The 24,248-nt window shown below is 34.0% G+C and carries 18 protein-coding genes and 1 riboswitch; of the genes, 12 read left to right on the top strand and 6 right to left on the bottom strand.

Annotated features, from left to right (window positions below):
• Positions 1-11 precede the first annotated feature (11 nt).
• Entirely contained in the window at positions 12-212 is a 201-nt protein-coding gene (locus tag J5Y03_RS18875; protein WP_209407551.1) for a 4-oxalocrotonate tautomerase, read from the top strand.
• 264 nt (positions 213-476) lie between these two features.
• Positions 477-1,922 (top strand): HD-GYP domain-containing protein, encoded by a 1,446-nt coding sequence (locus tag J5Y03_RS18870; protein ID WP_209407550.1) that lies wholly within the window; start codon positions 477-479, stop codon positions 1,920-1,922.
• A 67-nt stretch (positions 1,923-1,989) separates the two neighbouring features.
• Here the strand turns inward: J5Y03_RS18870 and J5Y03_RS18865 are convergent, their stop codons facing one another.
• A complete protein-coding gene (locus tag J5Y03_RS18865; protein WP_209407549.1) occupies positions 1,990-2,499 on the bottom strand; it encodes a hypothetical protein in 510 nt (169 codons plus the stop codon).
• A 328-nt stretch (positions 2,500-2,827) separates the two neighbouring features.
• Entirely contained in the window at positions 2,828-4,648 is a 1,821-nt protein-coding gene (locus J5Y03_RS18860; RefSeq protein WP_209407548.1) for an APC family permease, read from the bottom strand.
• Between the two features lie 878 nt (positions 4,649-5,526).
• Positions 5,527-5,628: riboswitch (TPP riboswitch) on the top strand.
• A 113-nt stretch (positions 5,629-5,741) separates the two neighbouring features.
• Here J5Y03_RS18860 and J5Y03_RS18855 point away from each other — a divergent pair.
• Genes J5Y03_RS18855 through J5Y03_RS18835 form a run of 5 tightly spaced genes read left to right on the top strand, consistent with a single transcriptional unit; the run spans position 5,742 to position 10,274 of the window.
• A complete protein-coding gene (locus J5Y03_RS18855; RefSeq protein WP_209407547.1) occupies positions 5,742-7,040 on the top strand; it encodes an acetylornithine deacetylase in 1,299 nt (432 codons plus the stop codon).
• Entirely contained in the window at positions 7,037-7,708 is a 672-nt protein-coding gene (gene tenA, locus J5Y03_RS18850) for a thiaminase II (RefSeq protein ID WP_209407546.1), read from the top strand. The genes J5Y03_RS18855 and tenA overlap by 4 nt, the downstream gene beginning before the upstream one ends.
• On the top strand, positions 7,656-8,468 hold the full coding sequence (locus J5Y03_RS18845) for an ABC transporter ATP-binding protein (RefSeq protein WP_245208971.1): 813 nt from the start codon (positions 7,656-7,658) through the stop codon (positions 8,466-8,468). The genes tenA and J5Y03_RS18845 overlap by 53 nt, the downstream gene beginning before the upstream one ends.
• Complete coding sequence (locus tag J5Y03_RS18840) at positions 8,458-9,225, top strand: ABC transporter permease (protein WP_209407545.1); 768 nt, start codon at positions 8,458-8,460, stop codon at positions 9,223-9,225. The genes J5Y03_RS18845 and J5Y03_RS18840 overlap by 11 nt, the downstream gene beginning before the upstream one ends.
• A gap of 41 nt (positions 9,226-9,266) precedes the next feature.
• Positions 9,267-10,274 carry an ABC transporter substrate-binding protein gene (locus tag J5Y03_RS18835; RefSeq protein WP_209407544.1) on the top strand — a complete coding sequence of 336 codons (1,008 nt, stop codon included), beginning with the start codon at positions 9,267-9,269 and terminating at the stop codon, positions 10,272-10,274.
• Positions 10,275-10,344: 70 nt separating this feature from the next.
• Here the strand turns inward: J5Y03_RS18835 and J5Y03_RS18830 are convergent, their stop codons facing one another.
• Positions 10,345-11,886, bottom strand: coding sequence for an MDR family MFS transporter (locus J5Y03_RS18830; RefSeq protein ID WP_209407543.1), 1,542 nt, complete (start codon positions 11,884-11,886; stop codon positions 10,345-10,347).
• Positions 11,887-12,533: 647 nt separating this feature from the next.
• Here J5Y03_RS18830 and J5Y03_RS18825 point away from each other — a divergent pair.
• From J5Y03_RS18825 to J5Y03_RS18805, 5 genes are all read left to right on the top strand, one after another.
• On the top strand, positions 12,534-13,967 hold the full coding sequence (locus J5Y03_RS18825) for an N-acetylmuramoyl-L-alanine amidase (protein WP_209407542.1): 1,434 nt from the start codon (positions 12,534-12,536) through the stop codon (positions 13,965-13,967).
• Positions 13,968-14,479: 512 nt separating this feature from the next.
• On the top strand, positions 14,480-15,871 hold the full coding sequence (locus tag J5Y03_RS18820) for a DEAD/DEAH box helicase (protein ID WP_209407541.1): 1,392 nt from the start codon (positions 14,480-14,482) through the stop codon (positions 15,869-15,871).
• Positions 15,872-15,942: 71 nt separating this feature from the next.
• Complete coding sequence (glsA, locus tag J5Y03_RS18815; RefSeq protein ID WP_209407540.1) at positions 15,943-16,899, top strand: glutaminase A; 957 nt, start codon at positions 15,943-15,945, stop codon at positions 16,897-16,899.
• A 295-nt stretch (positions 16,900-17,194) separates the two neighbouring features.
• A complete protein-coding gene (locus J5Y03_RS18810) occupies positions 17,195-17,938 on the top strand; it encodes a sulfite exporter TauE/SafE family protein (RefSeq protein WP_209407539.1) in 744 nt (247 codons plus the stop codon).
• An 81-nt stretch (positions 17,939-18,019) separates the two neighbouring features.
• Positions 18,020-18,502: a methylated-DNA--[protein]-cysteine S-methyltransferase gene (locus J5Y03_RS18805; RefSeq protein WP_209407568.1), complete on the top strand. Its 483-nt coding sequence runs from the start codon at positions 18,020-18,022 to the stop codon at positions 18,500-18,502.
• Positions 18,503-18,536: 34 nt separating this feature from the next.
• Here the strand turns inward: J5Y03_RS18805 and J5Y03_RS18800 are convergent, their stop codons facing one another.
• The 3 genes from J5Y03_RS18800 to J5Y03_RS18790 form a co-directional block, all read right to left on the bottom strand.
• Positions 18,537-19,661: an AI-2E family transporter gene (locus J5Y03_RS18800; protein WP_209407538.1), complete on the bottom strand. Its 1,125-nt coding sequence runs from the start codon at positions 19,659-19,661 to the stop codon at positions 18,537-18,539.
• 142 nt (positions 19,662-19,803) lie between these two features.
• Positions 19,804-21,729: an LTA synthase family protein gene (locus J5Y03_RS18795; RefSeq protein ID WP_209407537.1), complete on the bottom strand. Its 1,926-nt coding sequence runs from the start codon at positions 21,727-21,729 to the stop codon at positions 19,804-19,806.
• A gap of 622 nt (positions 21,730-22,351) precedes the next feature.
• The gene (locus tag J5Y03_RS18790) at positions 22,352-24,232 is read right to left on the bottom strand and encodes a vWA domain-containing protein (protein WP_209407536.1); all 1,881 of its coding nucleotides are present in this window, start codon (positions 24,230-24,232) and stop codon (positions 22,352-22,354) included.
• Between the last annotated feature and the right edge of the window lie 16 nt (positions 24,233-24,248).

Raw genomic sequence — 24,248 nt, 5'->3', positions numbered from 1 at the left:
GAGATATGATAATGCCGATTATTCAAATACACATATTAGAGGGCAGATCCACTGAATTAAAAAGAGAATTAATTTCTGAAGTTACTGATGCAGTGAGTAGGACACTTAGGAGCCCGCGGGAATCAATTAGAGTTTTACTGAATGAAATTCCAGAAGAAAATTGGGGAGTAGCTGGAGTGCCTATATTTGAATTGAGAAATAAAAATAACTAAGACCTTACAGTATAATAATCTAATTATAGTTTTTCTTAGGCTATACATTTAAAAATGTATAGCCACTTTTATGTCTTAAGGCTATTTAATTGAAGAACTTTATAAGAGTAAATAATAGAAAAAAGGAGTATTTTAATACCTCCTATTAATAAATGAGAAAATTTTTTTCGACAAATTAACTGAAAATTAACTAAAATAAGACAACTATATGGTAATATAAGGTAAATATGAAAATTGTTAGTAATTAGTTGGAGAGGTATATGAATGAAGAATTATAGCTATTTTGGTCCATTAATTGCAATTATTTTCCCACTAGTATTATTTGAGTGCTTTAAAAATGGCCTACTCAATGACCCTTATTATGAAGTACCTAGAGGTCATTTTTTTGTTGTGAGTGCTGTCTCGATATTGGCCATCATTATTGCGATTGCGATTGGTATTGTAGGGAGAAGAGTTAGAAACATAAAGGTAGGTTTTCTATCTTTGTCCTTCGTCTCGCTTGCACAAATGTTTTTATTACATGGATTATCAACACCGCATTTCTTACTCTCGCAAACACATTTGCCTGGAATTGCCGCTCAACTAAGTATGTTGTTAGCCACAATTTGGTTATGGTTTTCTTCGTTGCCGACTGATAGTAAATTAGTTGAACTATTTTCACGGCGAAACGGTATTCTTTTTCCAACTTGGATTATTGCACTGTTTATCTTTGAACTAGTATGTATGCTAAATCCACACATCATGCATTTTATGCCAATGGATATAAAACCTCTTAATTGGTTTTTAACGGCCGTTACATTAATTCTAAATCTCATAACAATGTATAAGTACTATCAATCTTATCGATTTTCACGATTTCCACTTCAATTAACGATTGTATACAGCTCCGGATGGATTATCGTTTCTCAACTTATAATGGTTCTGGGTGAACCATGGAGACTTAGTTGGTGGATATATCATTTTTTATTATTAGCATCTATGATCGTTATGATCTTTGGGTTAATAAAACAATACTCAGTGAAAGGTACATTTGGTGGTTCGATACGGACGTTATTTGTAAACGATCCTTTTGAAAGAATTACAAGTAGTATTTCTCATAGTGTAAAGACGCTTGTAATTGCATTGGAAGAGAAAGATACATATACAGTTGGCCATACGTTTAGAGTTACGATGTATGCATTAAAACTAGCAGAAGAACTGAATTTAAATCCAGAACAACTCAGGGCAATTGCACAAGGAACGTTAGTGCATGATGTTGGGAAAATACGAATTCCAGATTCTATTTTAAATAAACCTGGCAAGCTTACAAATGAAGAGAGAGAATTGATTGAAAAACATTCGACGTACGGCTACGAAATGTGTAGAAATCTAGGATTTATGAAAGAAGAGCTTAACATTATTAGATCTCATCATGAAAAATGGGATGGGAGCGGGTATCCTGATAAGCTAAAAGAAGAAGAAATACCTTTTTTAGCACGAATTGTAGCTGTTGCAGATGTATATGACGCACTTACTTCTGAGCGATCTTATCGAAAAGCTTGGTCTCACCAAGGTGCGATCGATTTATTAATAAATCAAAAAGGAAAACATTTTGATCCGATTTGCGTAGATGCATGGGTTAATCTTTGTGAAAAGAATCCAGAAGTATATCAGTATCCAGCTAAAATAATAACTGAAGATAACACTGATTCGTTGATTTCTTCGTTATAGTATTTCCTTTTAAAAAAATGATATATTCAAAAAAGCGTGTCTCATCTAACGAGGCACGCTCTTTGTATTAAAAATCAAATATGTCTACAATTCTGTCAGCTCTCAAACGATTTCGACAAAGTGTATATAATTTGTTTAAAAATTCTTCAATATCAATAGGTGAGGTTGGAAGTGGGATCCGAACGGTGCATGAACCATATGTTTGTTTAAAATAGGCTTTTCTTTCAGAGTTCTTGCCGTCTCTCTTTAACGGAGTATAGTTCCAAACAAGTTCTAGTTTATCATCATGATGTTCAGTACGATGAATTTCAGCCGCTGTAGTTGATTTATTTTCAACATATACGACAAGGTAAATATTATCATTACGATGCCAATCAATAAATAATAGGTAATAGCTTTCTTCTTCTATTTTTGTCACATGATAGGCTGCTATAAGTGGCTTTCCATCTGCCCATTGCTGAAATTTGTAGAGACTATTATTAATTGTGTTTATTTTACTTAGTTCATACACAGATTGATTAGAGTTCATCCACTTATCGATCTGACCTGTCACTTCCATTGCTACATTTTTTTCCATAGCGTTACTCCTTTAATTTAGTTAGGATATTCTCGTAAACATTGATGCTATTTCAGTATGTGTAAGTTGATTGGAACGTAGGGATGCTCGCTTTCCTAGGGGCGTGAGCTGAGCCTCCTCGTCGCATACGCTCCTGTGGGGTCTCAGCCTTCGCGCATCTCCCACAGAAGCCCTTCACCCTTCCGCTCCAATCAACTTCTGTCTTTTTATTTACAAAACCTAAAAACAACAATCTTTTAGTTTATTTTTTTTACTAAAAAAACCTGCAAGCCATTTTGATGTATGCTTGCAGGTTGATTGATCTATATCGTGATGTTTTGATTTGTTACTATTTTCTAAAATGATAAGGTAGTGTCGTAACAATGACATCCTTTTTATATAGTAAGTAAGTTCGAATAATTAAGCTAGATTGATTATGAAGGATATTATGCCAATTCTTTTTCGTTATAAACTGAGGAATCAATACAGTCATTTGGAAATTACTTTCTTCTGCTTTTCTTTCAACTGTATCAATAAATTTACATAAAGGCACAATGACACTTCGATATGATGAACGTATTGTTACTAGTCGTACATCTGGATTCCACTTGTTCCACTTCTCTTTGAATATTTTCTCATCTTCTGGATCAAAAGAGATATAAACTGCAATGACTTCATCTGTTATTGATTTTGCATATTTAATCGAGTTTTCGACAACAGTTGTGATTCCTGCTACGGGGATAACAACGACATTCCCTTCAATTTTACTGTCAGTAAAAGCAGAATCAACACGTAATTGTTCGCCTACTGCTTGATAATGTTTTTCTATTCGAGTAAAAATAAAAACAATAATTGGTAAGAAAATTAATATTGGCCATACATGATCAAATTTAGTGACAAAGAAAATGACTAATACACTAAATGTAATAAGTGTACCAAGTAAGTTGGCAAGTAGTTTTGTAAACCATCCTTTTGGTTTTTCTCGAAGCCACTTAATAATCATTCCCGTTTGTGACAATGTAAATGGAATGAACACACCTACTGCGTATAATGGAATTAATGAAGTAGTATTTCCTTTAAAAGCAATAACTAAAATAATTGAACCAACTGCTAAAGCCATTATCCCATTTGAATATCCTAAACGATCTCCTCGGTTAGTAAACATTCTTGGAATGTATTTATCTTTCGCTAAATTATAGGCTAATAATGGAAAAGCTGAGAAACCAGTATTAGCTGCTAATACTAACATGATAGCAGTAATTCCTTGAATAAAGTAATAAATCACGTTTCTTCCAAATGTTTGAGAAGCAATTTGAGACACAACTGTATCAGTAGGCTTAGGACCAATTCCATAATAGAAAGCTAAAAAAGTAATACCTGTAAATAAAATACCTAATAATAGCCCCATTAATATAATTGTCTTTGCTGCATTTTTTGGTGCTGGTTCCTTAAAACTTGGAATTGCATTTGAAATTGCTTCTACACCTGTTAAGGCCGAGCAACCTGAAGAAAATGCTTTAAGTAATAAAAAGAGAGAAATTCCCGTTACTGGTGTTCCAAGAGGTGTATGTAAGGTTGGTGATATTTGACCAGTAAAAATTTTATATAATCCTACAACAGATAGCATTAATAATGCAATGACGAATAAATAAATCGGATAAGCTAAAATTGTAGCTGACTCATTAAGCCCTCGTAAATTTAATAGCATTATGACAATAATTAAAACAACTGAAATTGATACACGATAACCATGTAAGAAAGGAAAAGCAGAGATAATAGCATCAGTTCCAGCCGTCACACTAACTGCAACTGTTAAAATATAGTCGACAAGTAAAGATCCACCTGCTACTAATCCAGTTGTTTTACCAAGATTTTGTCTCGAAACCATATAGGCTCCTCCACCTTGTGGATAAGCAAAAATGATTTGCCTGTATGAGAGAATTAGAGCTGTTAATAATACAAGGATTCCAATTGCAATTGGAATTGAGTACCAAAAAGCTGCTGCGCTTAATGTAGCTAGAACAATCAAAATTTGTTCAGTACCATATGCAACTGAGGACAAAGCATCCGAAGAAAGGATTGCTAATGCCTTGAAGACATTTAGTTTTTGTTCACCTAGTTGAGTGGATTTAAGTGGGCGTCCAATCAACATTCTTTTAATCATATTCATGAAATGCACTCCTTAATAAAAAAAACTAACTAAAATCGAAAAGTGGAGCAGACTTGATTAGCTTCGAAAGGCGTTGGAGCAATAACCAGATGAAGTGCGATTTTCACTTCATCTGGTTATTGTGAATCGACTGAGAAGCTAGTCTGCGGAACTAGACAATAATTCTTTTTAAAACTAAAAGGCAACTATAAATTATGTAACTAGAAAATTTTTAAGGAAGAGTTTGACCTAATGAATTATACATTACTTTTCTTATTTATAGTGTGAGAAGTAAAGATATTTATTCTCGATTAACTAGTAAATTCTTTAAAATACTGCTTATTTTAAAGTAAGCAATTGAAGAATAGTTTACATGAGTATATACATAATATAAATTGAAAGGACTATTATAGCAACCATCATTCTAAATGCTTACATTGGATTTAAGAAATAGTTCAAAATTTACACAAATTTAATAAAAAATTTTAGTAATAAATTCGTAGTTTATAGTTATTAAACAACGAAATATTCTCGTAATTTTTTCTAAATAGATTTTCGCAAAAGATATTCAATAAAATGTCATTTATTTTTTTGCTCTTTGCTAAAAGATCGTGCCTTTTGAGATTTTTAATTTTAAAGACAGAAGTTGATAACAATGGAAGATGCGAGACTCCTGTGGAAATAGCGGGAAGGCTGAGACCCCGCAGGCTTGCCGAGGAGGCTAGCTCACGCCACGCGGAAAGGGAGCATCCTGGAGTTGTAATCAACTGACGCATTCTAAATAGCAACAGTGTATATGAAAAAAGCATATTTTTTAATGATACAATGCTTCTTTAATCAATGGCTTTACATATTTTAATAGTATGCTATAGTTTAAATAGATTTTTAACTGAATAGTAACATTTAACTAGGGGAGCCAATGGCTGAGACTGAACTTTTGTTCTAAACCCTCTGAACCTGATCTGGATTGTACCAGCGGAGGGAAGTTTAAAGGTTATTTTTTGTCAGCGTATATTTTAATGACAATAGATTGTAACCCACTCCTTTCTCTGAAAGTGAGTGGGTTTTTTGTTTTTTAGTGATGCAACACGACTAGCCATATAGGAGTGAGAAAATGAAAGAAGGATACGAGGAGTTAATTGAACGGATATCAAATGAAGTTGAAGAAAGAAAAGAAGAATTAATTATTTTGTTAACTGACCTTGTTGGCTTTCCGACAGTAAGTCCACCTGCACGAAATACATACGAGATTCAAAAGGAAATAAGTAGATATTTGGATGACTTAGGATTTAAAACGGATATGTGGGATGTTTATCCAGGAGATCCTAATGTAGTAGGTATTTTAGCTGGGGACTCTTCAGAGAATTACAATAGCTTAATTGTAAATGGCCATGTAGATGTGGCGGAAGTTGGCGATGAGGATGAATGGATGACATCACCATTTGCAACACATATCAAAGATTCTTATATATATGGCCGTGGTGTTGCGGATATGAAGGGTGGAATAGCTGCTTCATTATTGGCTATAAAAATTTTAAAAGATCTTGGAATTACACTTAAAGGAGATCTTCAATTTCAATCAGTCATTGGAGAAGAAGTAGGTGAAGCTGGAACACTTGATTGTACGGAGAAAGGTTATTCAGCTGACTTTGCCGTTGTAGTAGATACTAGTGACTTGCATATTCAAGGTCAAGGCGGTGTGATTACCGGTTGGATTACGATACAAAGTAAAGAAACGTATCATGATGGCATTCGTAGCAAAATGATTCACGCAGGGGGCGGAATAAAAGGAGCCAGTGCGATTGAAAAAATGATGAAGGTAATCGCAGGTCTTCAAGAGTTAGAACGCCACTGGGCTGTAACAAAGAGCTATGAAGGTTTTGTGCCTGGTTCAAATACAATTAATCCTGCAGTGATTGAGGGCGGAAGACATGCCGCTTTTATTGCAGATCAGTGTGCTTTGTGGATTACTGTTCACTTTTATCCAAATGAAGATTATGAAGAAGTAATAAAAGAAATTGAACAGCACATTCATCATGTAGCTGCTGCTGATCCATGGTTAAGAGATAATCCACCACAATTTAAGTGGGGAGGAAAATCAATGATAGAGGATCGTGGTGAAATTTTTCCTTCATTAGAAATCGATCCTTACCATCCTGGAACTAGTTGTTTATCAAATTCGTATGAGCAACTTTTGGATCAAAAACCAACGATTGGAATGTCACCAACTGTTACTGATGCGGGATGGCTAGGGAGAGCTGGTATTCCAACGGTCATTTTTGGTCCGGGAAAATTAGAGGAAGCTCATTCAGTTGATGAAAAAGTTGAAATTCGTCAATTACTAGATTTTACGAAAGTGTTAGCTGTATTTATCACAACCTGGTGTAATACGAAAAAGGGGGAAGAACGATGAAGTATTCTCAAATTCTTTACAAAAAAGTAAATGAAATTTGGAAACAAACCCACCAGCATCCATTTGTTGTTGGTATGGGAAATGGTGATTTACCTGTAGAGTCATTTATTCGTTATATGAAGCAGGATTATGTTTTCTTAATCGATTATTCCAAACTGTTTGCTCTAGGTACAATCAAAGCAAGAGACCTTGAGACTATGGCTGCCTTTGCTAAACTTCTGCATGAAACCCTTCATGGAGAAATGGAGTTGCACAGACAATACGCTGCTAGATTTGGAATTACAAATCAACAATTAGAAGACACAAGACCTACTCCTATGAATCTAGCATATACACGTTATATGTTGAATGTTGCTCAAAATGGTTCTCTAGAGGAATTGATTTCTGCATTATTACCTTGTATGTGGAGTTATTGGGAAATTGGTAAAATGTTAGCAGAAAATTATCCAAACTCGATTGAACATCCTTTATATGGGGAATGGATCAAAATGTACTCCTCAGATGAATTCGGTTCATTAGCGGGGTGGTTAATCGACTTGTTAGACAATTTAGCTGAAGAAAAGTCAGAGCGAGAGTTGCAAATGTTAGAAGAACATTTCCTTACTACATCACGATTTGAATATATGTTTTGGGATATGGTTTATCAGGGAGGAGATTGGCCTGTATAATTCATCAATACTATCTGTAAAAGATCTATCCTATACATTTTCAAATGAAGACCCTTCTAAACAAATCTTATCAAGAGTTTCAATTGATATTAAAACCGGAGAATTTGTTTCCGTTATAGGAACAAGTGGTTCAGGAAAGAGTACGTTATTTAAGTTAATTGCTGGTTTACTTGAACCAATTGAGGGCCAAATACAGATAAATGGTAAACAATGTGACAAGAGATTAGGAAAAGTAGGCTATATGCCACAAAAGGATCTACTTTTACCTTGGCGAACAGTCATGGATAATATTTTGTTACCAATCGAGCTTGTTAAAGAAAATAAGAAGCAAAAAATGGTGGAAATTAGAGAATGGCTAACCCGTTTTGGTTTATCAGAGTATGAGAACGCATATCCTCATGAACTCTCTGGTGGGATGAGACAACGAGTTGCATTTTTACGAACACTGATGACAGGGAGAGATCTGTTACTACTAGATGAACCATTTGGTGCACTTGATTCGATGACGAAACGGAAAATGCATAGTTGGTTATTAGAATTGTGGGGAGAACTACAAAAGACAGTTTTATTTATTACTCATGATCTTGAAGAAGCAATTTTATTAAGTGACAGGATTTATCTACTCCCAAGTGATAGTAGTCAAATCATTCAAGAAGTGAAAATTAACCTACCTAGACCAAGGAGTTCTAACTTTATTTATCAATCAGAGTTTATCGAAATGAGAAAAGAATTGGAAAGGTTGATTCACGATGAAGGGTAGATGGAAAAAATGGACAGACGACTATGGCCTATTCTTATTGATTGTCGTCCTAGTTGTAAGTGTTTGGGAATGGATCATTCGTAAAGGATTTATTCCATCTTTTATCTTGCCTTCTCCATCTTCCATTGTGCATTCCTTAATCGATAACTGGCAGATTTTATTAGAAGTTCACTTACCGGCTACTTTGAAGGAAGTCATCATTGGTTTTTGTCTATCTGTTGTAGGAGGAGTCGCACTTGGAATTTGTATGCACTTTTCTAGGGTACTAGAAAAAGCACTATACCCGTTTCTTATTATTTCACAAACGATCCCTTTAATTGCAATTTCACCAATTTTTATTATGTGGTTTGGTTATTCAATTTGGAGTAAGATCGCTGTTACAATTTTAACTGCATTTTTTCCGATTGTCGTCAGTACATATGATGGACTGAAATTGGGTGGAAATGAATACCGTGATTTGCTCTTAACAATGGGAGCTAATCGATGGGAGCTATTCAAGAAAATTCAATTTCCAACCGCATTGCCAGTTATTTTATCGGGCTTGAAAATGTCAGTAGTGTATTGTGTTGTGGGAGCGACAATAGGGGAATGGTTAGGAGCAAGTGAAGGTCTAGGTTATTTTAGTAGAAGGATGTCAGGGAACCTACAAGCAGATGCGGTATTTGCAGCGGTTTTTCTATTATCCTTATTAGGAATCGTGTTATTTTTATTAATTGCTATTTTAGAGAAGAAGTTATTAAAAAATAGATTTAGATAGAAATGAAGTATATGAAGCAAATAGAAAGGAAGAAAAAATCAATGAAGAAATGGTTTTATCTCATCTTATGTCTACCATTACTTTTATTAAGTGGTTGTGGAGCAAGTAAAAATAATCAAGGAAGTACTACTGCAGATTCATCGAATAAGAAACTGCAGAAGGTTAGTATAATGTTAGACTGGTATCCAAATGCAGTGCACTCTTTACTTTATGTAGCACAGGAAAAAGGTTATTTTAAAGAGCAAGGTTTAGATGTTGATATTAAAATGCCTGCTGATACAAATGATCCATTAAAAATGGTTGCTGCAAATCAAGTCGACATTGCAATTAGTTATCAACCAGAAGTTTTAATCGCGCGAGATGAACATATACCTGTTCAATCTTTTGGAGCATTAGTACGTCATCCATTAAACACGTTAATGGTTCCAACCAATAGTTCAATCCGGTCTCCAAAAGACTTAGCTGGAAAAACAGTTGGTTATCCTTCTATACCATTGGATGAAGCCATAATAAATACGATGGTGAAAAATGATGGTGGAAATCCAAATAAGACGAAAATGGTCGATGTAGGCTGGGATCTTATTCCTGCAATGGCAACGAAAAAAACAGATGCACTAATTGGTGGATATATTAATCATGAAAAGTTGTTGCTTGATAAAGAAGGGCACCCAATGCGCACATTAAGCCCTACTAAGTATGGTGTTCCAGATTATTACGAGCTAGTACTAGTGGCAAGTGAGAATGGTCTAAAAGAAAAACCAGAAGTGTTTAAAAAGTTTATGAAGGCAATAACTGAGGGACAAAACTATGTTCAAGCTCATCCAGATAAAGGTCTGTCCATTTTAATGAATCATGAAGACAAATCCTCTCCACTAGACAAGGGAGTTGAAACGAAGAGTTTACAAATTCTTTTACCACTAATGGATTCGAAAGATAAACCATTCGGCTATCAAGATCCAGCTACATGGGAGAATGTTTCGAAATGGTTATATGATAACAAAGTAATCAAGACACAAGTTAAATCGACAGATGCATTTAAAAATCTTTAAAAGAAAATAGAAGATACAAAAAACCAACGGGTTATCAACAATTTAAGTTGATGACTCGCTGGTTTTTTATTTAGTTTATATCCGGATTTAGATTAGTTTGTTTTTCATCATTTGTTCTAATTATCTGTAATTTACCGTTACCCATTAACAAGATACAAAACAAACCAATGAACACAGGAATGAGTGTCCAAATAAATGTATGTGAGATCGAGTAAGCTAGTGCATCAGTAATTTTATTTAATATAGGTGTCGGAATCATTTTTCGTTTTTCTGGTGCTAATATTGCACGTGGATCACTTTTCATAAAGCTTCCGGCTGCCGAACTTATACCTTTGAAAGCTTCTTTTAGTTGATCTGTGAAAATGTTTCGCTGAATAACACCAAATACCGTAATACCTACTGTCATACCTAATGAACGTAGAAATGCATTTGTTGAGCTTGCTGTACCTCGTTGATGATTGTCAAAATGATGCATTGCTGCCATACCAAGAACTGAGAATGAAGCACCCGTACCAAGCCCTACGATAATCATATAGATTGTTATAAGGAGCCGACTTGTATCAGATGTTAAAGTTGTTAGTAGAAAGATTCCTAAGGCTAGTATAAGGATCGAGCCAGTCATGATATTACGATAGCTAGTTTTCCTCGTCAGTTGGCCACCTATTGGGGCAGAAATGGTAGTACCAAGCATCATTGGTAAAAGGACAAGTCCCGAATTCGTCGCAGTTCCACCTAGCACACCTTGTATGAATAAAGGAATATAGATGGTTGCTACAATAAATGTTCCACCATAAAACAAACCAATTAGATTACTAGTAGCAAATAGACGTTTTTTAAACATATTAAACGAAATAATTGGGTCTTTGGCTTTTGTTTCAAAGAAGAGAAAGGCAATAAAGAAAAGTACAAAAGAAGAAAATAAACCGATTATGACAGTAGAATCCCACTTATATTTATTCCCACCAAGCTCTAAAGCAAACATTAACGAAACAACACTAACAACCAGTGTTGTAGCACCCCACCAATCGATTATTTGTTTTTCGTGTTTTGTTGACTCCTTATAATAAATGCCTATTAATGCAAGTGCAATTAATCCTAACGGTACATTTATATAAAATATCCAACGCCAATCCAAATAATCTGTAATATAAGCTCCAAGTAGTGGACCGAAAATGCTAGATAAACCAAATACTGCTCCAAACAATCCACCCATTTTCCCTCGTTTTTCAGGAGGGAAAATGTCAAAGATAATCGTAAAGGCAATCGGCATTAGGGCGCTGCCACCAACTCCTTGGATTGCTCGATAAATGCTTAATTGAACAATTGTTTGTGCTGTTCCGCACAAAACTGAGCCTATTAGAAAAATGAAGATACCAAATAAGAAAAAGCGTTTTCTACCATACATATCTGATAATTTACCAAAAATAGGCATACCTGCCATTTCAGTAACCAAATAGGCGGAAGTTACCCAAACAAATTGATCAAGTCCGCCTAAATCTCCAACAATTGTACTCATTGCAGTGGAAACAATGGTGTTATCTAATGATGCGACAAATATCCCCAATAATAAACCAATCATTACAGGGACTAACTTTGTTTCTTTTCTGATCATGCCATTCACTCCTTTTTTCTATAGGCTCTTTTTTAAAAGATTGTTGCTTGTAGGCTTTGTAATCTAAAAGACAGAAGTTGATTGGAACCGTGCCAGGCTCCTGTGGGAGATGCGGGAAGGCTGAGACCCCACAGGAGCGTATGCGACAAAGAGGCTCATCTCACGCCCCACGGAAAGGGAGCACTCTGGAGTGGAAATTACACATACTGAAATTGGAACAAAATATACGAAAACCCCATAAAAAAACAATGATTAGTAAATGGATAGGATATGGTTTAATACGTAATTTAACATTTCTTCAATATCCGTTAGTAAAATGTTATTTTTATGGAAAATTTGTATTACTTTTCTATCAAAGTTTTAATAAAAAAAGGAAAAAATGCTGATGAAATGATATGGTATAAATGTTACATTAAAATTACGAATGTTATTCTTTAGTAAGAAAGTATACATTTCCCGATATTTATTGCGTTTCTTTTACTAATCATCTAACTTTATAGAAGAAAGATTTTTTGATAAATATTCAAGTTTTACCATTTACATACATATTGAGTTTTATAATCTTTTATTCTATTTGTTTAGTAATACTTACATTAAATAATGTTAAATTTAATAAGATCATTAAGACAAAAGGGGTTTATTTCAACATGAATAACAAGTCTATTCAAGGGATGATCAAGCTAGCTTCAGTTGTTACGATTGCAAGTAGTAGCTTACTATTATCACCCAAGCATTCATTAAACGCTGTAAGTGCAGCGACAATTTCACAAACTGGCCAAGTAACTGCGACTTCTCTAAATGTTCGAAGTGGTCCTAGTACTTCTTATAAAACAATTATTGCTTTAAAAAAAGGAAGTAATGTAACTATTATTGAGAAGCAAAATGGATGGTATAAAATTAAATCTGGCCAAACAACAGGTTGGGTTAGAGATACATACATAAAACTGATTTCTACTACAAATACAACTACAAATCCTAAGCCTTCACTTCCAGTAACCACTAATCAAACAGGTCAAATTACAGCTGCATCATTAAATGTTAGAACTGGTCCATCTACAAGCTACAAAAGTATTGCTTCGTTAAAAAGTGGAAGCCAAGTCAAGATACTAGAAAAGAAAAATGACTGGTATAAGATTAGCTATGGAAAAATTTCTGGTTGGGTTAGCGGTAAATATGTAAAAATTATTGTAAGTCCAGCGAAACCGACGCCTCCATCAAATAATGGTGGGACAACAGTAACGCCAAATCCTACACCGAAATATGGAGAAGTAACAGGTTCAGCTCTAAATATGAGAAAAGGACCGGGTACAACCTTTGATGTGATTTCTTCCTTAAATATTGGTACTAGAGTTACGATTAAAAGTGAGCAAAACGGCTGGTATCAAGTAACTTCTGGTAGTTTAGTAGGTTGGGTTAGCGGTAAATACATTAAATCAGTAGGTTCTTTAACACCTTCAGTAGATCATAGTTTAGAAAAATTCACATTAGTACTTGATGCAGGTCATGGAGGAAAAGATACTGGGGCTGATGGAAGTACATCTAAAGGAGCAACAATTTACGAAAAAAATATTACTTTACGAATTGTTGAATATGCAAAAGGCTATTTAAGTAAATTGCCAATTAAAATATATTTTACGAGAGAATCAGATGTATATCCTTCTTTAGGGGATCGAGTTGCATTTGCTAAGTCAAAGAATGCTAGCGCATTTATCAGTGTTCATCTAAACGCTTCTGATGGGACTGGGAATGGAACAGAAACTTACTATTATAATGGTAAGATCTCTTCTCAAAGTCCGACAAAGTTACAGGACAGCAAGTTATTAGCAGAATGTATTCAAAAGAGAGAAGTCTCTAAATTGAACCTAAAAGATCGTGGTGTAAAATCGGCGGACTATTATGTTATTAAAAATAATCCAATGGCAGCCATTTTAACTGAAGTAGGATTTGTTGATAATAAGACTGATAATGCCAAATTAAATGATCCATACTGGCAAGAACAAGCAGGTAAACAAATTTACCTAGGTGTATTAGACTACTTAAAGTTTCAAGGCTATGACGTAAATTCTTATTATATTAACTAATTTAATAGATTGTCCTAATAGAGCTTATAAACAGGTGCTATTAGGACAATTTTTTTATGTTTATTTTAGGCCCTGTAAAATTATATTGTTGATATTTACCGTTTGGATTGAATTTTCTGTTATTTCTTTGTTCAATCCTTTTAGTGTTAAAATATGATTCAATGAATAGTTAACTAATTCCTTTTCATAAACTATTTATTATTTTGTTTCACCTTTAAAATAAATAATTACTAAATCTTAGTTTTTTGCTATTTTCTAAAAGATTGTTGTTTTAAAAAGGTTTTGTTAGAGCAAATTGCTACTAATGAAGCTAGTTGGAACGGAAGGTGCGAGACTCCTGTGGGAGAAGCGGGACAGGTGAGACCCCGCAGGAGTTAGCGACGAGGAGGCTCACCGCCCGCCCCACGGAAAGCGAGTATCCTGGAGCGGAAACTCACGAACTACTTATTAACAACAATGTTTACGAAAACAGCTTAGTTTCTTGAATGAAATAAATGTAGAGGAAAATAAAAATGAATAAATTTGAAAAATTAGGTGTAAGTGAAGAACTTGCAGAATTGTTAACTGAACTCGGAATTACAGAGCCAACTCCTATCCAGGAAAAAACAATTCCTTTATTATTTGAAGGAAAAGATGTCATTGGTCAGGCGCAAACTGGAACAGGGAAAACATTTGCTTTCTTATTTCCAATTTTAGAAAAGCTTGATTTAGAAACTCCTAATACACAAGCTCTAATTGTTGCACCGACAAGGGAATTAGCAATTCAAATTACAGCAGAGGCAAAAAAGCTTGTAAGTGATGATGTTGGAGTGTTAGCAGTATATGGTGGACAAGATGTTGATCGGCAGATTCGAAACATGCAAAGTGGGTCTCATCTCATCATTGCAACACCAGGTAGATTGTTAGATCACTTAAGAAGAGGGACCATTTCCTTAGCCAATATTAATTTCCTTGTATTAGATGAAGCAGACCAAATGTTACATATTGGTTTCTTAAATGAAGTTGAGGATATCATACGTCAGACACCAAAAAATCGTCAAACAATGCTTTTTTCAGCAACGATGCCAGACCAAATCCAACAGTTAGCAAAAAAATATATGAATCATCCTGTTATTGTACGTGTAAAGGCTGAAAGAGTTACATTAGATGAAATTCAGCAGCTTGTTATTGAAACTACCGACCGTGGAAAATTGAATGCATTGTTAAAAGCAATGAAGGAAGAGAACCCTTTTCTTGCTGTAATATTTTGTCGCACAAAAAGAAGAGCTAATAAGTTAAATGAGCAACTAAAAGGTAAAGGCCTCTTAGCTGAGGAACTTCATGGAGATTTGACTCAAGCGAAACGTGAAAAAGTAATGAAACTATTTCGAGACGCGAAAATTCAGTATTTAGTTGCAACGGATGTAGCTGCTCGAGGGATTGATGTAGATGGGGTAACACATGTATTTAACTATGATATCCCACTTGATACAGAAAGTTATATTCACCGTATAGGACGTACTGGGCGTGCGGGACAGACTGGTAAAGCAATTAGCTTTATTACTCCAAAAGACTTTCAAGAAATGCGATTAATTGAAAAAGAAATCGGAGTAAAAATTCCACATCAACGTATGGAAGAAAAAGCAGATCGAAAATCCGATCGAAAAGAAGAACGACCGAATCGATCTATGGAGAAAAAGAAAACTCAAACAAGAAATACGGAGCAAAATAGACAAGGTAAGAAAAAGGTTTCTGAAAAACTAACTGATCCAAAGCAATCTAGAAAGACTGCTTCACACGAAAAAAGAGATGGACGTAGTAAATCAGGAGTTCAATCAGCTGGCAAGCAAAAGAGTGGTAAATCATTTGAAAATAGCCGCAATAAGAATAGTAAAAAGAAGAACGTGAAGAGGGCATCTAGATAATTAAGTGTTTATCCATAAAGGAATTTAGAATCGCATAGTTGAAAAAAAGAAATCAAGTTAGGTGATATATTATGACTCCAAATGGATTTAGAGAAGAACTAGTTGTTAAAACCATTCAAGAATTAAATGAATTAATTGAAAAGGCAAGAGAATTTATTCCTTATGGAAAAGTAGCAAGTTATATTCCTGCCTTAGCACGTGCAAATAAAAAGGATTTATCAGTAGCTGTCTATTTACCTGATGGTCGCCATTATGAAGCAGGTGACACGAGTACTAAATTTACTCTACAAAGTATTTCAAAAGTAATTGTACTAGCACTAGTCCTAATGGATCGTGGAGAAGATTATGTATTTGAACGAGTAGGAATGGAGCCAACTGGGGATCCGTTTAACTCAATCGCAAAACTAGAAAAAACGTCTGCTGGAAAACCTTTAAATCCAATGATTAATGCAGGGGCATTAGCTGTTACTAGTATGATTAAAGGAATTAACGTGGAAGATCGCTTTGATCGATTAATGGACTTTGTTCGTTTATTAACAGGGAATCCAGAACTTTCATATTCTGAAGAAGTAGCAAAATCTGAATTTGAAACAGCTCATTTAAATCGATCACTCTGTTTTTTCATGAAAGAGCACGGAATTATAACAGAAGATGTTGAAAAACTATTAGACCTATATACAAAACAATGTTCAATTGAAGTAAATTGTTTGGAGCTAGCTAAAATCGGACTTGTCTTCTCATTAAATGGATGGGATCCAGTAACGAAGCAACAAGTTATTCCAGAGAAAATAGCACAAATCTGTAATACGTTTATGGTTACATGTGGCATGTATAATGCATCCGGTGAATTTGCAATAAAAGTAGGAATTCCTGCTAAAAGTGGTGTTTCTGGAGGAGTAATGGGTGCAGTACCACGTCGATTTGGAATCGGTGTTTATGGACCATCATTAGATGAAATAGGCAACAGTATCGCGGGAATAAAATTATTAGAGCTCTTATCTAAACACTATAATTTGAGTATATTTTAAGCAAAAGCTGTTCAATGAGTTTTTTATCTCAAATTGGACAGCTTTTTTATCTCGCATTAACGAGCAATAAGCCTTCAAGATTCAAAGGGAAACGAGGAATATGGGTGGGGGGACTCCCTGTAAAAGACCGATTGGGCGAAACCATCAGTGGGGGATGAAAAACGCCCCCATTGATGAAAGTTTCACTTTATTAGACCTAAAATAAAGTACACTTTCCATTAAGTAATTTTAATATTTTTCAAAAAATCTAAATTACTAGTATAATGCAATTAGGTGAGAAAAGGGGATTAGTGAAATGGATTCTACTATGCTATTAATGTTTTTTCTAGGAATTGGGGCTTCTTTTTTAGGGACACTAGCAGGTGGGGGCGGATTAGTTACACTGCCAGTGATGATTTTTCTTGGAATACCAATTCAAACTGGAATCGCGACAAATAAGTTTGCTTCTGGATTAGGTTCATTCAGTAGTGTGATGTATTCATTAAGAAGGAAAAAGGAACCGAATCAATTTTATTTCTTTTTAATTGGTTTATCCATAGTGGGCGGAGCAATCGGTGCACTGGTCACAAGTATGTTACCAGAAAAATTAATGAATATTGTAGCCTTAGTTTTATTAGTTTTTGCTTTAGGATTAACGTTACAAAAGAGTAGATGGACAAATGAGCAACAACCTCAAAATGTAAGTGTAAAAGGTTGGAAACGCTACTTACCACTTGGTATTGGAATATATGACGGAGGTTTTGGCCCAGGTTCATCAACCTTTGCAATTATTTATTTTTTAAATCAGGGACAAAATTATGTGCAATCCGTTCAATTAGCTAGGGTATTAAATTTTGGAAGTTGTTTATCAGCTTTTATTATTTTTTATGCAACGGGCCATTTTAAATGGGATGTTGCGATAACGATGGCAGTGGCTTCAATCATTGGTAATCAATTAGGACTACGTGTGGCAAAGTATGTCTCAATTAAACTGGCAAGAACATTTTTACTATCAATTTCATGTTTATTGGTTTTACAAATTGTCGTAAAAATAATCTAATAAATGATTTAAAATACATTTACAGCAAATCATAAATTTGTTCCATTTTATGGATTTTGACCGAATAATTTTAATGTGAGGATGAATAGGATGACAGTTCAAACAGCGTATTACAAGTCACCAATCGGTATTGTAAGAATTGAAGGGAATGAGGAAGGGGTCCGCTTCATTGATTTTTGTGAAGATGACCAAATCTTAGTTACTGAAGAAATACCGAATTGTCTTGTAGAAGCTCATAAGCAAATACAAGAATATTTTGAAGGGAAAAGAATAGAATTTAACTTTAAAATAATTTCAAAAGGAACTGATTTTCAGCGTACAGTTTGGAATGAGCTTGTAAAAGTACCTTATGGTCAAACTGCTTCTTATGCAGAACTTGCAAGGCAGATTCAAAATCCAAAAGCAGTACGTGCTGTTGCAAATGCCAATCGACGTAATCCTATTAGTATAGTCGTTCCATGTCATAGAATTATCGGGTCAAATGGCAGTTTAACAGGATATGCAGGTGGCCTTTGGAGAAAAGAATGGTTATTGAATCATGAAAAAAATTACAAACAGTTATAAGAAAATCCCCCTCACTTCAAGCGAGGGGGATTTTTTATTCTTTATCTTTCGGATCCTCAATGTCAGTAGGAGTATCTTCATTTTCAAAATTAGCTTTTTTCCGAAGTTTTATAATTCGAATTAAATTAATAATAATAACCTTTCCGATTGCATATGTAGGAACTGCTAAGATCATTCCTAAAACACCTGCAAAATTTCCGGCAAATAGAAGAAGCAAGATAATTGTTAATGGATGAATATTTAATGATTTTCCCATAATGTATGGAGAAATTAAATTCGAATCAATTTGCTGAACGATGAACATGATTAAAATAACATATATGGCCATTCTTGGCTCAATTAGGAATGCAACGATTGCTGCAGGCGCACCACCGATAAATGGACCAAAATAAGGTATGATATTTGTAACTGCTGCAACTAGCGAAAGGATTAATGCGTTTGGAAGTCCAATAATGGCAAATCCAATAAATGTACCAAATCCGATAAACATACAAACGATGGATTGACCTCGTATATAAGATGAAAGTGTTTCACCAGTTTCTTTCATAATATGTATTGCATCGTTACGATATGTAGTGGGCACAAATTTAGAAACTGCTGGTGGAAATTTATGTCCATCCTTAAACATGTAAAACAAAATAAATGGTACTGTTACAACAATTAATGTAATATTACTGATGATTCCAAATACAGCTCCAATTCCCCCTGTTACCCCACCTAAAAAGGTCAGAAGAAAGTTTGATAAATTCTTTTGGATGTTACTTATTTCAACGTAATTCTGGCTTCCAATCCATTTTTCAATCACACCAAATTGCTGTGTTGTTTGATCAATCAACCCTGGTAAATTATTTACTAAATCTTTAAATTGAGTCAGTAAAACTGGGAATATATTTAGTATAGAGGTGATTGCTGCTGCAATAAGCACCAAGTAAAGTAGTAAAATTCCAATTGTACGAGGGATTTTTTTCCTCTCTAGGAAATCAATAATTGGTAAAAATAAAAAATACAAGAAGACAGCAATTAAAATTGGTGAAAAAAGTGTACTAAATAAAATGCCAATTGGTTTAAATAAAAAAGATATTTTAGTTCCGACAAACAGAATTAGAAATAGTAGTAATATTTCTACTGTCCAAAAATAAAGTTTGGATCTATTGAACAAATATATCAACCCTCTCTTATGGGAATTTATCGAATAAATCGTTAGGTATAGAATGATTTTACTTTTTAATTATTGTATAACATAAAAAGGTGCCTGTAAAAGCACCTTTTTAGGAAAGAACTTTATTAGTGAATAATTACCATCAATGTTCTTCTGGGTCTGTGATTGTTTTCATCGTTCCGGTTCTAAATTTGTTACCACTATAAAAACGAAGTAAATCACCATAAATGATATTGTCTGAAAGAGTTAACTCTTTTTTCGCACGATCAGTTAATAGTTTTGCATCCTCTGCTGATAACTCTACTTTTTCAGTAGTTTTCCGATCATAGAATGTATTTGATCCTGCAACATAATAATATTTATCTGTTACAAAGCTTCCATCACGGAAAATAGTGAATACAGGACGATTTTTACTAAATAAATCTTTACCGAATTCGATATCATTTTTTGTATCAACACCTAATAGGTGAAGAATTGTTGGTTTTACGTCAATTTCTCCTGCAGGTGTTGACACATTTTCCCCTTGTTGTTGTTTTGGTAAATGAATAATCAATGGTGTACGTTGTAAATCCATATGATCAAACGGTGTAATTGCATCCTTGCCTAAAAACTGTGCCATTGCACGGTTGTGATTTTCAGAGATTCCATAATGGTCACCGTACATTACAATAATCGAATTATCATATAGTCCAGATTCTTTTAAAGAATCGATGAAATGTTTAATTGCTTCGTCTTCGTATCGTAATGTAGTCACATAGCGGTCAAATGTTTCATCACCTGAGTTATATTCATCAATCATCTTATCTTGCGGATCTAATGTGAATGGATAATGATTTGATAACGTGATGAAACGAGTATAAAATGGCTGTTTTAGTTTTGTTAAATATGGCATTGATTGTTCAAAGAATGGAATATCTTTTAAACCCCAGTTTGCTGAATTTTCATCATTTATAACAAAGTCTTTTTCGTTAAAGAATCGATCATACCCAAGAGAAGGGTATATTACATTACGGTTCCAGAAACTTTTATTATTTGCATGGAAAACAGCTGAATAATAGCCTTTATCTTTTAAAATTTCAGGCGTTGCCATGAATTCATTGTTTGCATGAGTAAAGAAAACAGCGCCACGATCTAAAGGATAAAGAGAGTTATCGACTAGAAATTCTGCGTCAGATGTTTTACCTTGCCCTGTTTGATGATAGAAGTTACTAAAATAATAGCTGCCTTTAATAAATTGATTTAAAAATGGCGTTATTTCTTTACCATTTACTTTAGCTCCGATAGCAAATGACTGTGTAGATTCTAGTGAAATGACAATAACATTTTTACCTTTATATTTTCCAAATAGAGTTGGATTTGTTTTAACTTGATTACTTTGGACATAGTTTTCAACTTCAGTAAGTTTACCACTATCAGCAAACGCTTTTTGAGTAGACGTTTTCGTTTGTAAAGATAAATCATATGCTTGGTAAAAGTATAATCCTAAGTTTTTAACTAACATTTCACGGTCAAATGATCGTGTTAATAATTCTGGGCGTTCCACTTCTGCTAATCCAAGATTTAAAACTCCAATTGCAATTGTTACAAGGTAATAAGCAGATTTCATAAAAGAAGGGACACGTCCATTTTTGGCAAAGGATGGGAATTTCTTAAGTACAATAAATAAAATAATGATATCCAAGAACATGAAAATAATTTTAAGACTCGCCAAGTCTTTTATACTAGAACCTAAGTCTCCCATGTTACTAGTCTGAAATAAAACTGGAAGTGTGATAAAATCGTTGAAAAAGCCATAAAATAAAACATTTGCACATAAGATAAAGGTCAAAATAAAGTCAATCAATAATGCTATATAATTGCGTTTATTACCTTTAAAAAATAGTGATAGTCCAACAATAAATAATGAAGAAGCTAGAGGACTAATGAACAATATGATGTTTTGGTAAAATGTTTCAATTTTTAAATCAAAACTTATTAAAGTAATCGTGTACGTTTTTATCCATACAATGAGAGCGACTAATAATACAAAACGTAAACGTGAAAATGACGCCTTTAACGTTGTAGGCATTAATTTTTCCCCCTTAAATACAAACAAACTAGCATTTATTACTAGTTAAACTCAAAAAAATAATGTATCTGCTCAAGTCGTCAAAATTTATCGTACCTTCTTTAAATTCAAAAATCAATAGGAATGATAGCGATTACTTTAATAAAGTTCTCGACAAATATCACTAAAATGATTGAATTGATAAAGCTATTTTTATAAAAATTGTTGCTATTTAAGAATGCGATTAGTTGATTTCCGCTCCAGGATGCTCGCTTTCCGTGGGGCGGGCGGTGAGCCTCCTCGTCGCTATCGCTCCTGCGGGGTCTCACCTGTCCCGCTGCTCCCACAGGAGTCTCGCACCTTCCGCTCCAATCAACTTTTTACCAACAGTTTGTTTTAACAAAATCTTTAAAAAAAGAGCAATTGTTAAAGTTTGAGACAAGAGATTCTGACAAGAATTGTTAATTTTCATGAAAGAAATAGAAATAACGACAAAGAGTTTTAAACAGAATATTCGTGAAATTGCATTTAAAAAGCCACTCTTCATGAAAGGTAATGTATAAATACAAAAACCTTTTTTGAAGAGATTTGGCTTTTTTAAGGGTTATTTAAAGTTCACTCATTCATTATATGGACAAAGTTATTAAACTATACTTCTTACGATTAATTTTTTTAGTAGGGGCTTTAACTTTAAGCGTAGATCCTCAGCACCAGCGGCTACTAGAAAATGATGTTGATAAATATTTTTCATTAATTGATAAGTTTCTTCTTGTATTTCATCCTCTTCGATAAATGTTCCAATAACGTCGATTCCATATTTTCTTGCTTGTTTAACTGCTTCGTGTGTATCGATAATACCATCTTGGAAATAATCTAATGCAGATGGCTCTCCATCTGTAAAAACTAGAAGAAATTTATGTTTTTCACTTCGTTTAGAAAGTTCTTCAGAAGCAATACGAATCATAAGGCCATCTCGATTGTCTTCTTCTTCATGGAGTTGCATAATATTTGGTCCACTTGAGTGATGAAGAGATTGATAAAATGGAATAACTGTGTGCAATATATTGGGTTTGCTTTCTTTTGTAGCATTTGTAGCATCTTCCCAAAAACCACTGATTTTATGAGTGATTTTTAATTGCTTTAATGTTTCATGGAAGAGTACAACACTCTTTTTGACTTCATCCATTTTGTTATACATTGAACCGGAACAATCAATTAATAGGTAAAAGACAATGTCTAGCTCTTTTGATTCAGTATTCTTTTTATAAAAAAGCTTAGGCTTTTCTTCTGTAAAAAGACGGAGCCAATTTTTGTTAAGGCGACCATAATACTTATCTGATGGAGCATTTTTCTTAGATTCAATCGTTTTTTCAATTGTTTTTCTTAGTTCTTTTACATCTTTTGAAACAATTGAAGAAAGAATACTATATTGTTTCTTTTCATCTATTAATTGTGGACGAGTAGATAAGTAGTTTATCGTAACACCACTATTGTATTTTCCATATTGATTTTGGTTACTTCCGTTTTGAGAATTCATTTGATCTGGATTGTCCGTTGTAGTGGATTGTCTTTGTTCACTTTGTTTAGATGATCCATAGGCATTTCCGATTGCTTGATCAGAATCTTCTTGTTCTCGTGCGAAATTAGCTTTTATACCGGTCTTTGTTCCACTTTCAACTTCAAAACGTAAAAAATTATCATCCTTGTCATTATTTTTGCTTTCTCGATGCCAAGTAGATAACTTTTCATCCTCACTATCACGATCTTCAATTTCACTTTGTTCATCATCATTCGCTAATTTTTTTGCCTCACATTGTTTTTCGTTTTTTGACGACAATTTATTTAATGGTAAATAGCCAAAATAGATATTGATCATATCCTGCGTTAGACTACTACCTAGTCTTTGTGATACCCGAAAAACAATTGAGGAAATATCCTCAGTCGACTTAGCCTCATAAACAGCAAATAAAATAGATAGTAATTCGTCCAGTAAATCTGAAGTTTGATATGTCATGGACGAAGAAGTTAAGGATAAATAGATTAAGCAAAACAACTGATCAGTCGGAAAGTTACGAATTGTATTTGCCTTAAGCTGAGATTCAAAATGATGTCTATAAACAGCACGACGAGTTTCGAACAATTTTTTTGTACCTGGTCTTAGGCCAATGATCTGTTCTTCTAACCGTAAGTCCTCTAGTAAAACGTATAGTTGAGTAAAAAAACTTTTTAGCGGAAAATCCTGTAACTCTTGTAACATATTCTTAAATTCATCAAAATTTGATAAGTGTTTGTTACCTAAAGCTTTAAGATAAACATCTGTTTTCAGCCCAGCAAGTTGTTCTTGGAATTCTTTTGTATCCCAAAAATGACTAATTGTTATTTTTTGTTCTTCGTTGTCATAATACGCTTGAAAATCAAATTCAAGAAAGGCTTCTCGCTCTTTACTTAAAGATAGAGCTAAGTTTTCCATTTGTAGAAAGAGAGAAGTATCAATTTTTTTATTATTAAATATGATTTGTTTCATTTGTTAGTTTCACTCT

Origin of the sequence: Gottfriedia endophytica, assembly GCF_017814275.1 — a bacterium.
GTDB lineage: Bacteria > Bacillota > Bacilli > Bacillales > Bacillaceae_G > Gottfriedia > Gottfriedia endophytica.
Note: the sequence above shows the minus strand (reverse complement) of the source record. Positions and strands in the feature narration are given on the sequence as shown.

Excerpts from the sequence above, each read along its gene's own strand:
- J5Y03_RS18870 (WP_209407550.1), top strand. The coding sequence starts at position 477 with ATGAAGAATTATAGCTATTTTGGTCCATTAATTGCAATTATTTTCCCA.
- J5Y03_RS18805 (WP_209407568.1), top strand. The coding sequence starts at position 18,020 with ATGAATAGGATGACAGTTCAAACAGCGTATTACAAGTCACCAATCGGT.
- J5Y03_RS18855 (WP_209407547.1), top strand. The coding sequence starts at position 5,742 with ATGAAAGAAGGATACGAGGAGTTAATTGAACGGATATCAAATGAAGTT.
- J5Y03_RS18820 (WP_209407541.1), top strand. The coding sequence starts at position 14,480 with ATGAATAAATTTGAAAAATTAGGTGTAAGTGAAGAACTTGCAGAATTG.
- J5Y03_RS18795 (WP_209407537.1), bottom strand. The coding sequence starts at position 21,729 with ATGCCTACAACGTTAAAGGCGTCATTTTCACGTTTACGTTTTGTATTA.
- J5Y03_RS18835 (WP_209407544.1), top strand. The coding sequence starts at position 9,267 with ATGAAGAAATGGTTTTATCTCATCTTATGTCTACCATTACTTTTATTA.
- J5Y03_RS18865 (WP_209407549.1), bottom strand. The coding sequence starts at position 2,499 with ATGGAAAAAAATGTAGCAATGGAAGTGACAGGTCAGATCGATAAGTGG.
- J5Y03_RS18810 (WP_209407539.1), top strand. The coding sequence starts at position 17,195 with ATGGATTCTACTATGCTATTAATGTTTTTTCTAGGAATTGGGGCTTCT.
- tenA (WP_209407546.1), top strand. The coding sequence starts at position 7,037 with ATGAAGTATTCTCAAATTCTTTACAAAAAAGTAAATGAAATTTGGAAA.
- J5Y03_RS18825 (WP_209407542.1), top strand. The coding sequence starts at position 12,534 with ATGAATAACAAGTCTATTCAAGGGATGATCAAGCTAGCTTCAGTTGTT.
- J5Y03_RS18830 (WP_209407543.1), bottom strand. The coding sequence starts at position 11,886 with ATGATCAGAAAAGAAACAAAGTTAGTCCCTGTAATGATTGGTTTATTA.
- J5Y03_RS18875 (WP_209407551.1), top strand. The coding sequence starts at position 12 with ATGCCGATTATTCAAATACACATATTAGAGGGCAGATCCACTGAATTA.
- J5Y03_RS18790 (WP_209407536.1), bottom strand. The coding sequence starts at position 24,232 with ATGAAACAAATCATATTTAATAATAAAAAAATTGATACTTCTCTCTTT.
- J5Y03_RS18840 (WP_209407545.1), top strand. The coding sequence starts at position 8,458 with ATGAAGGGTAGATGGAAAAAATGGACAGACGACTATGGCCTATTCTTA.
- glsA (WP_209407540.1), top strand. The coding sequence starts at position 15,943 with ATGACTCCAAATGGATTTAGAGAAGAACTAGTTGTTAAAACCATTCAA.
- J5Y03_RS18860 (WP_209407548.1), bottom strand. The coding sequence starts at position 4,648 with ATGAATATGATTAAAAGAATGTTGATTGGACGCCCACTTAAATCCACT.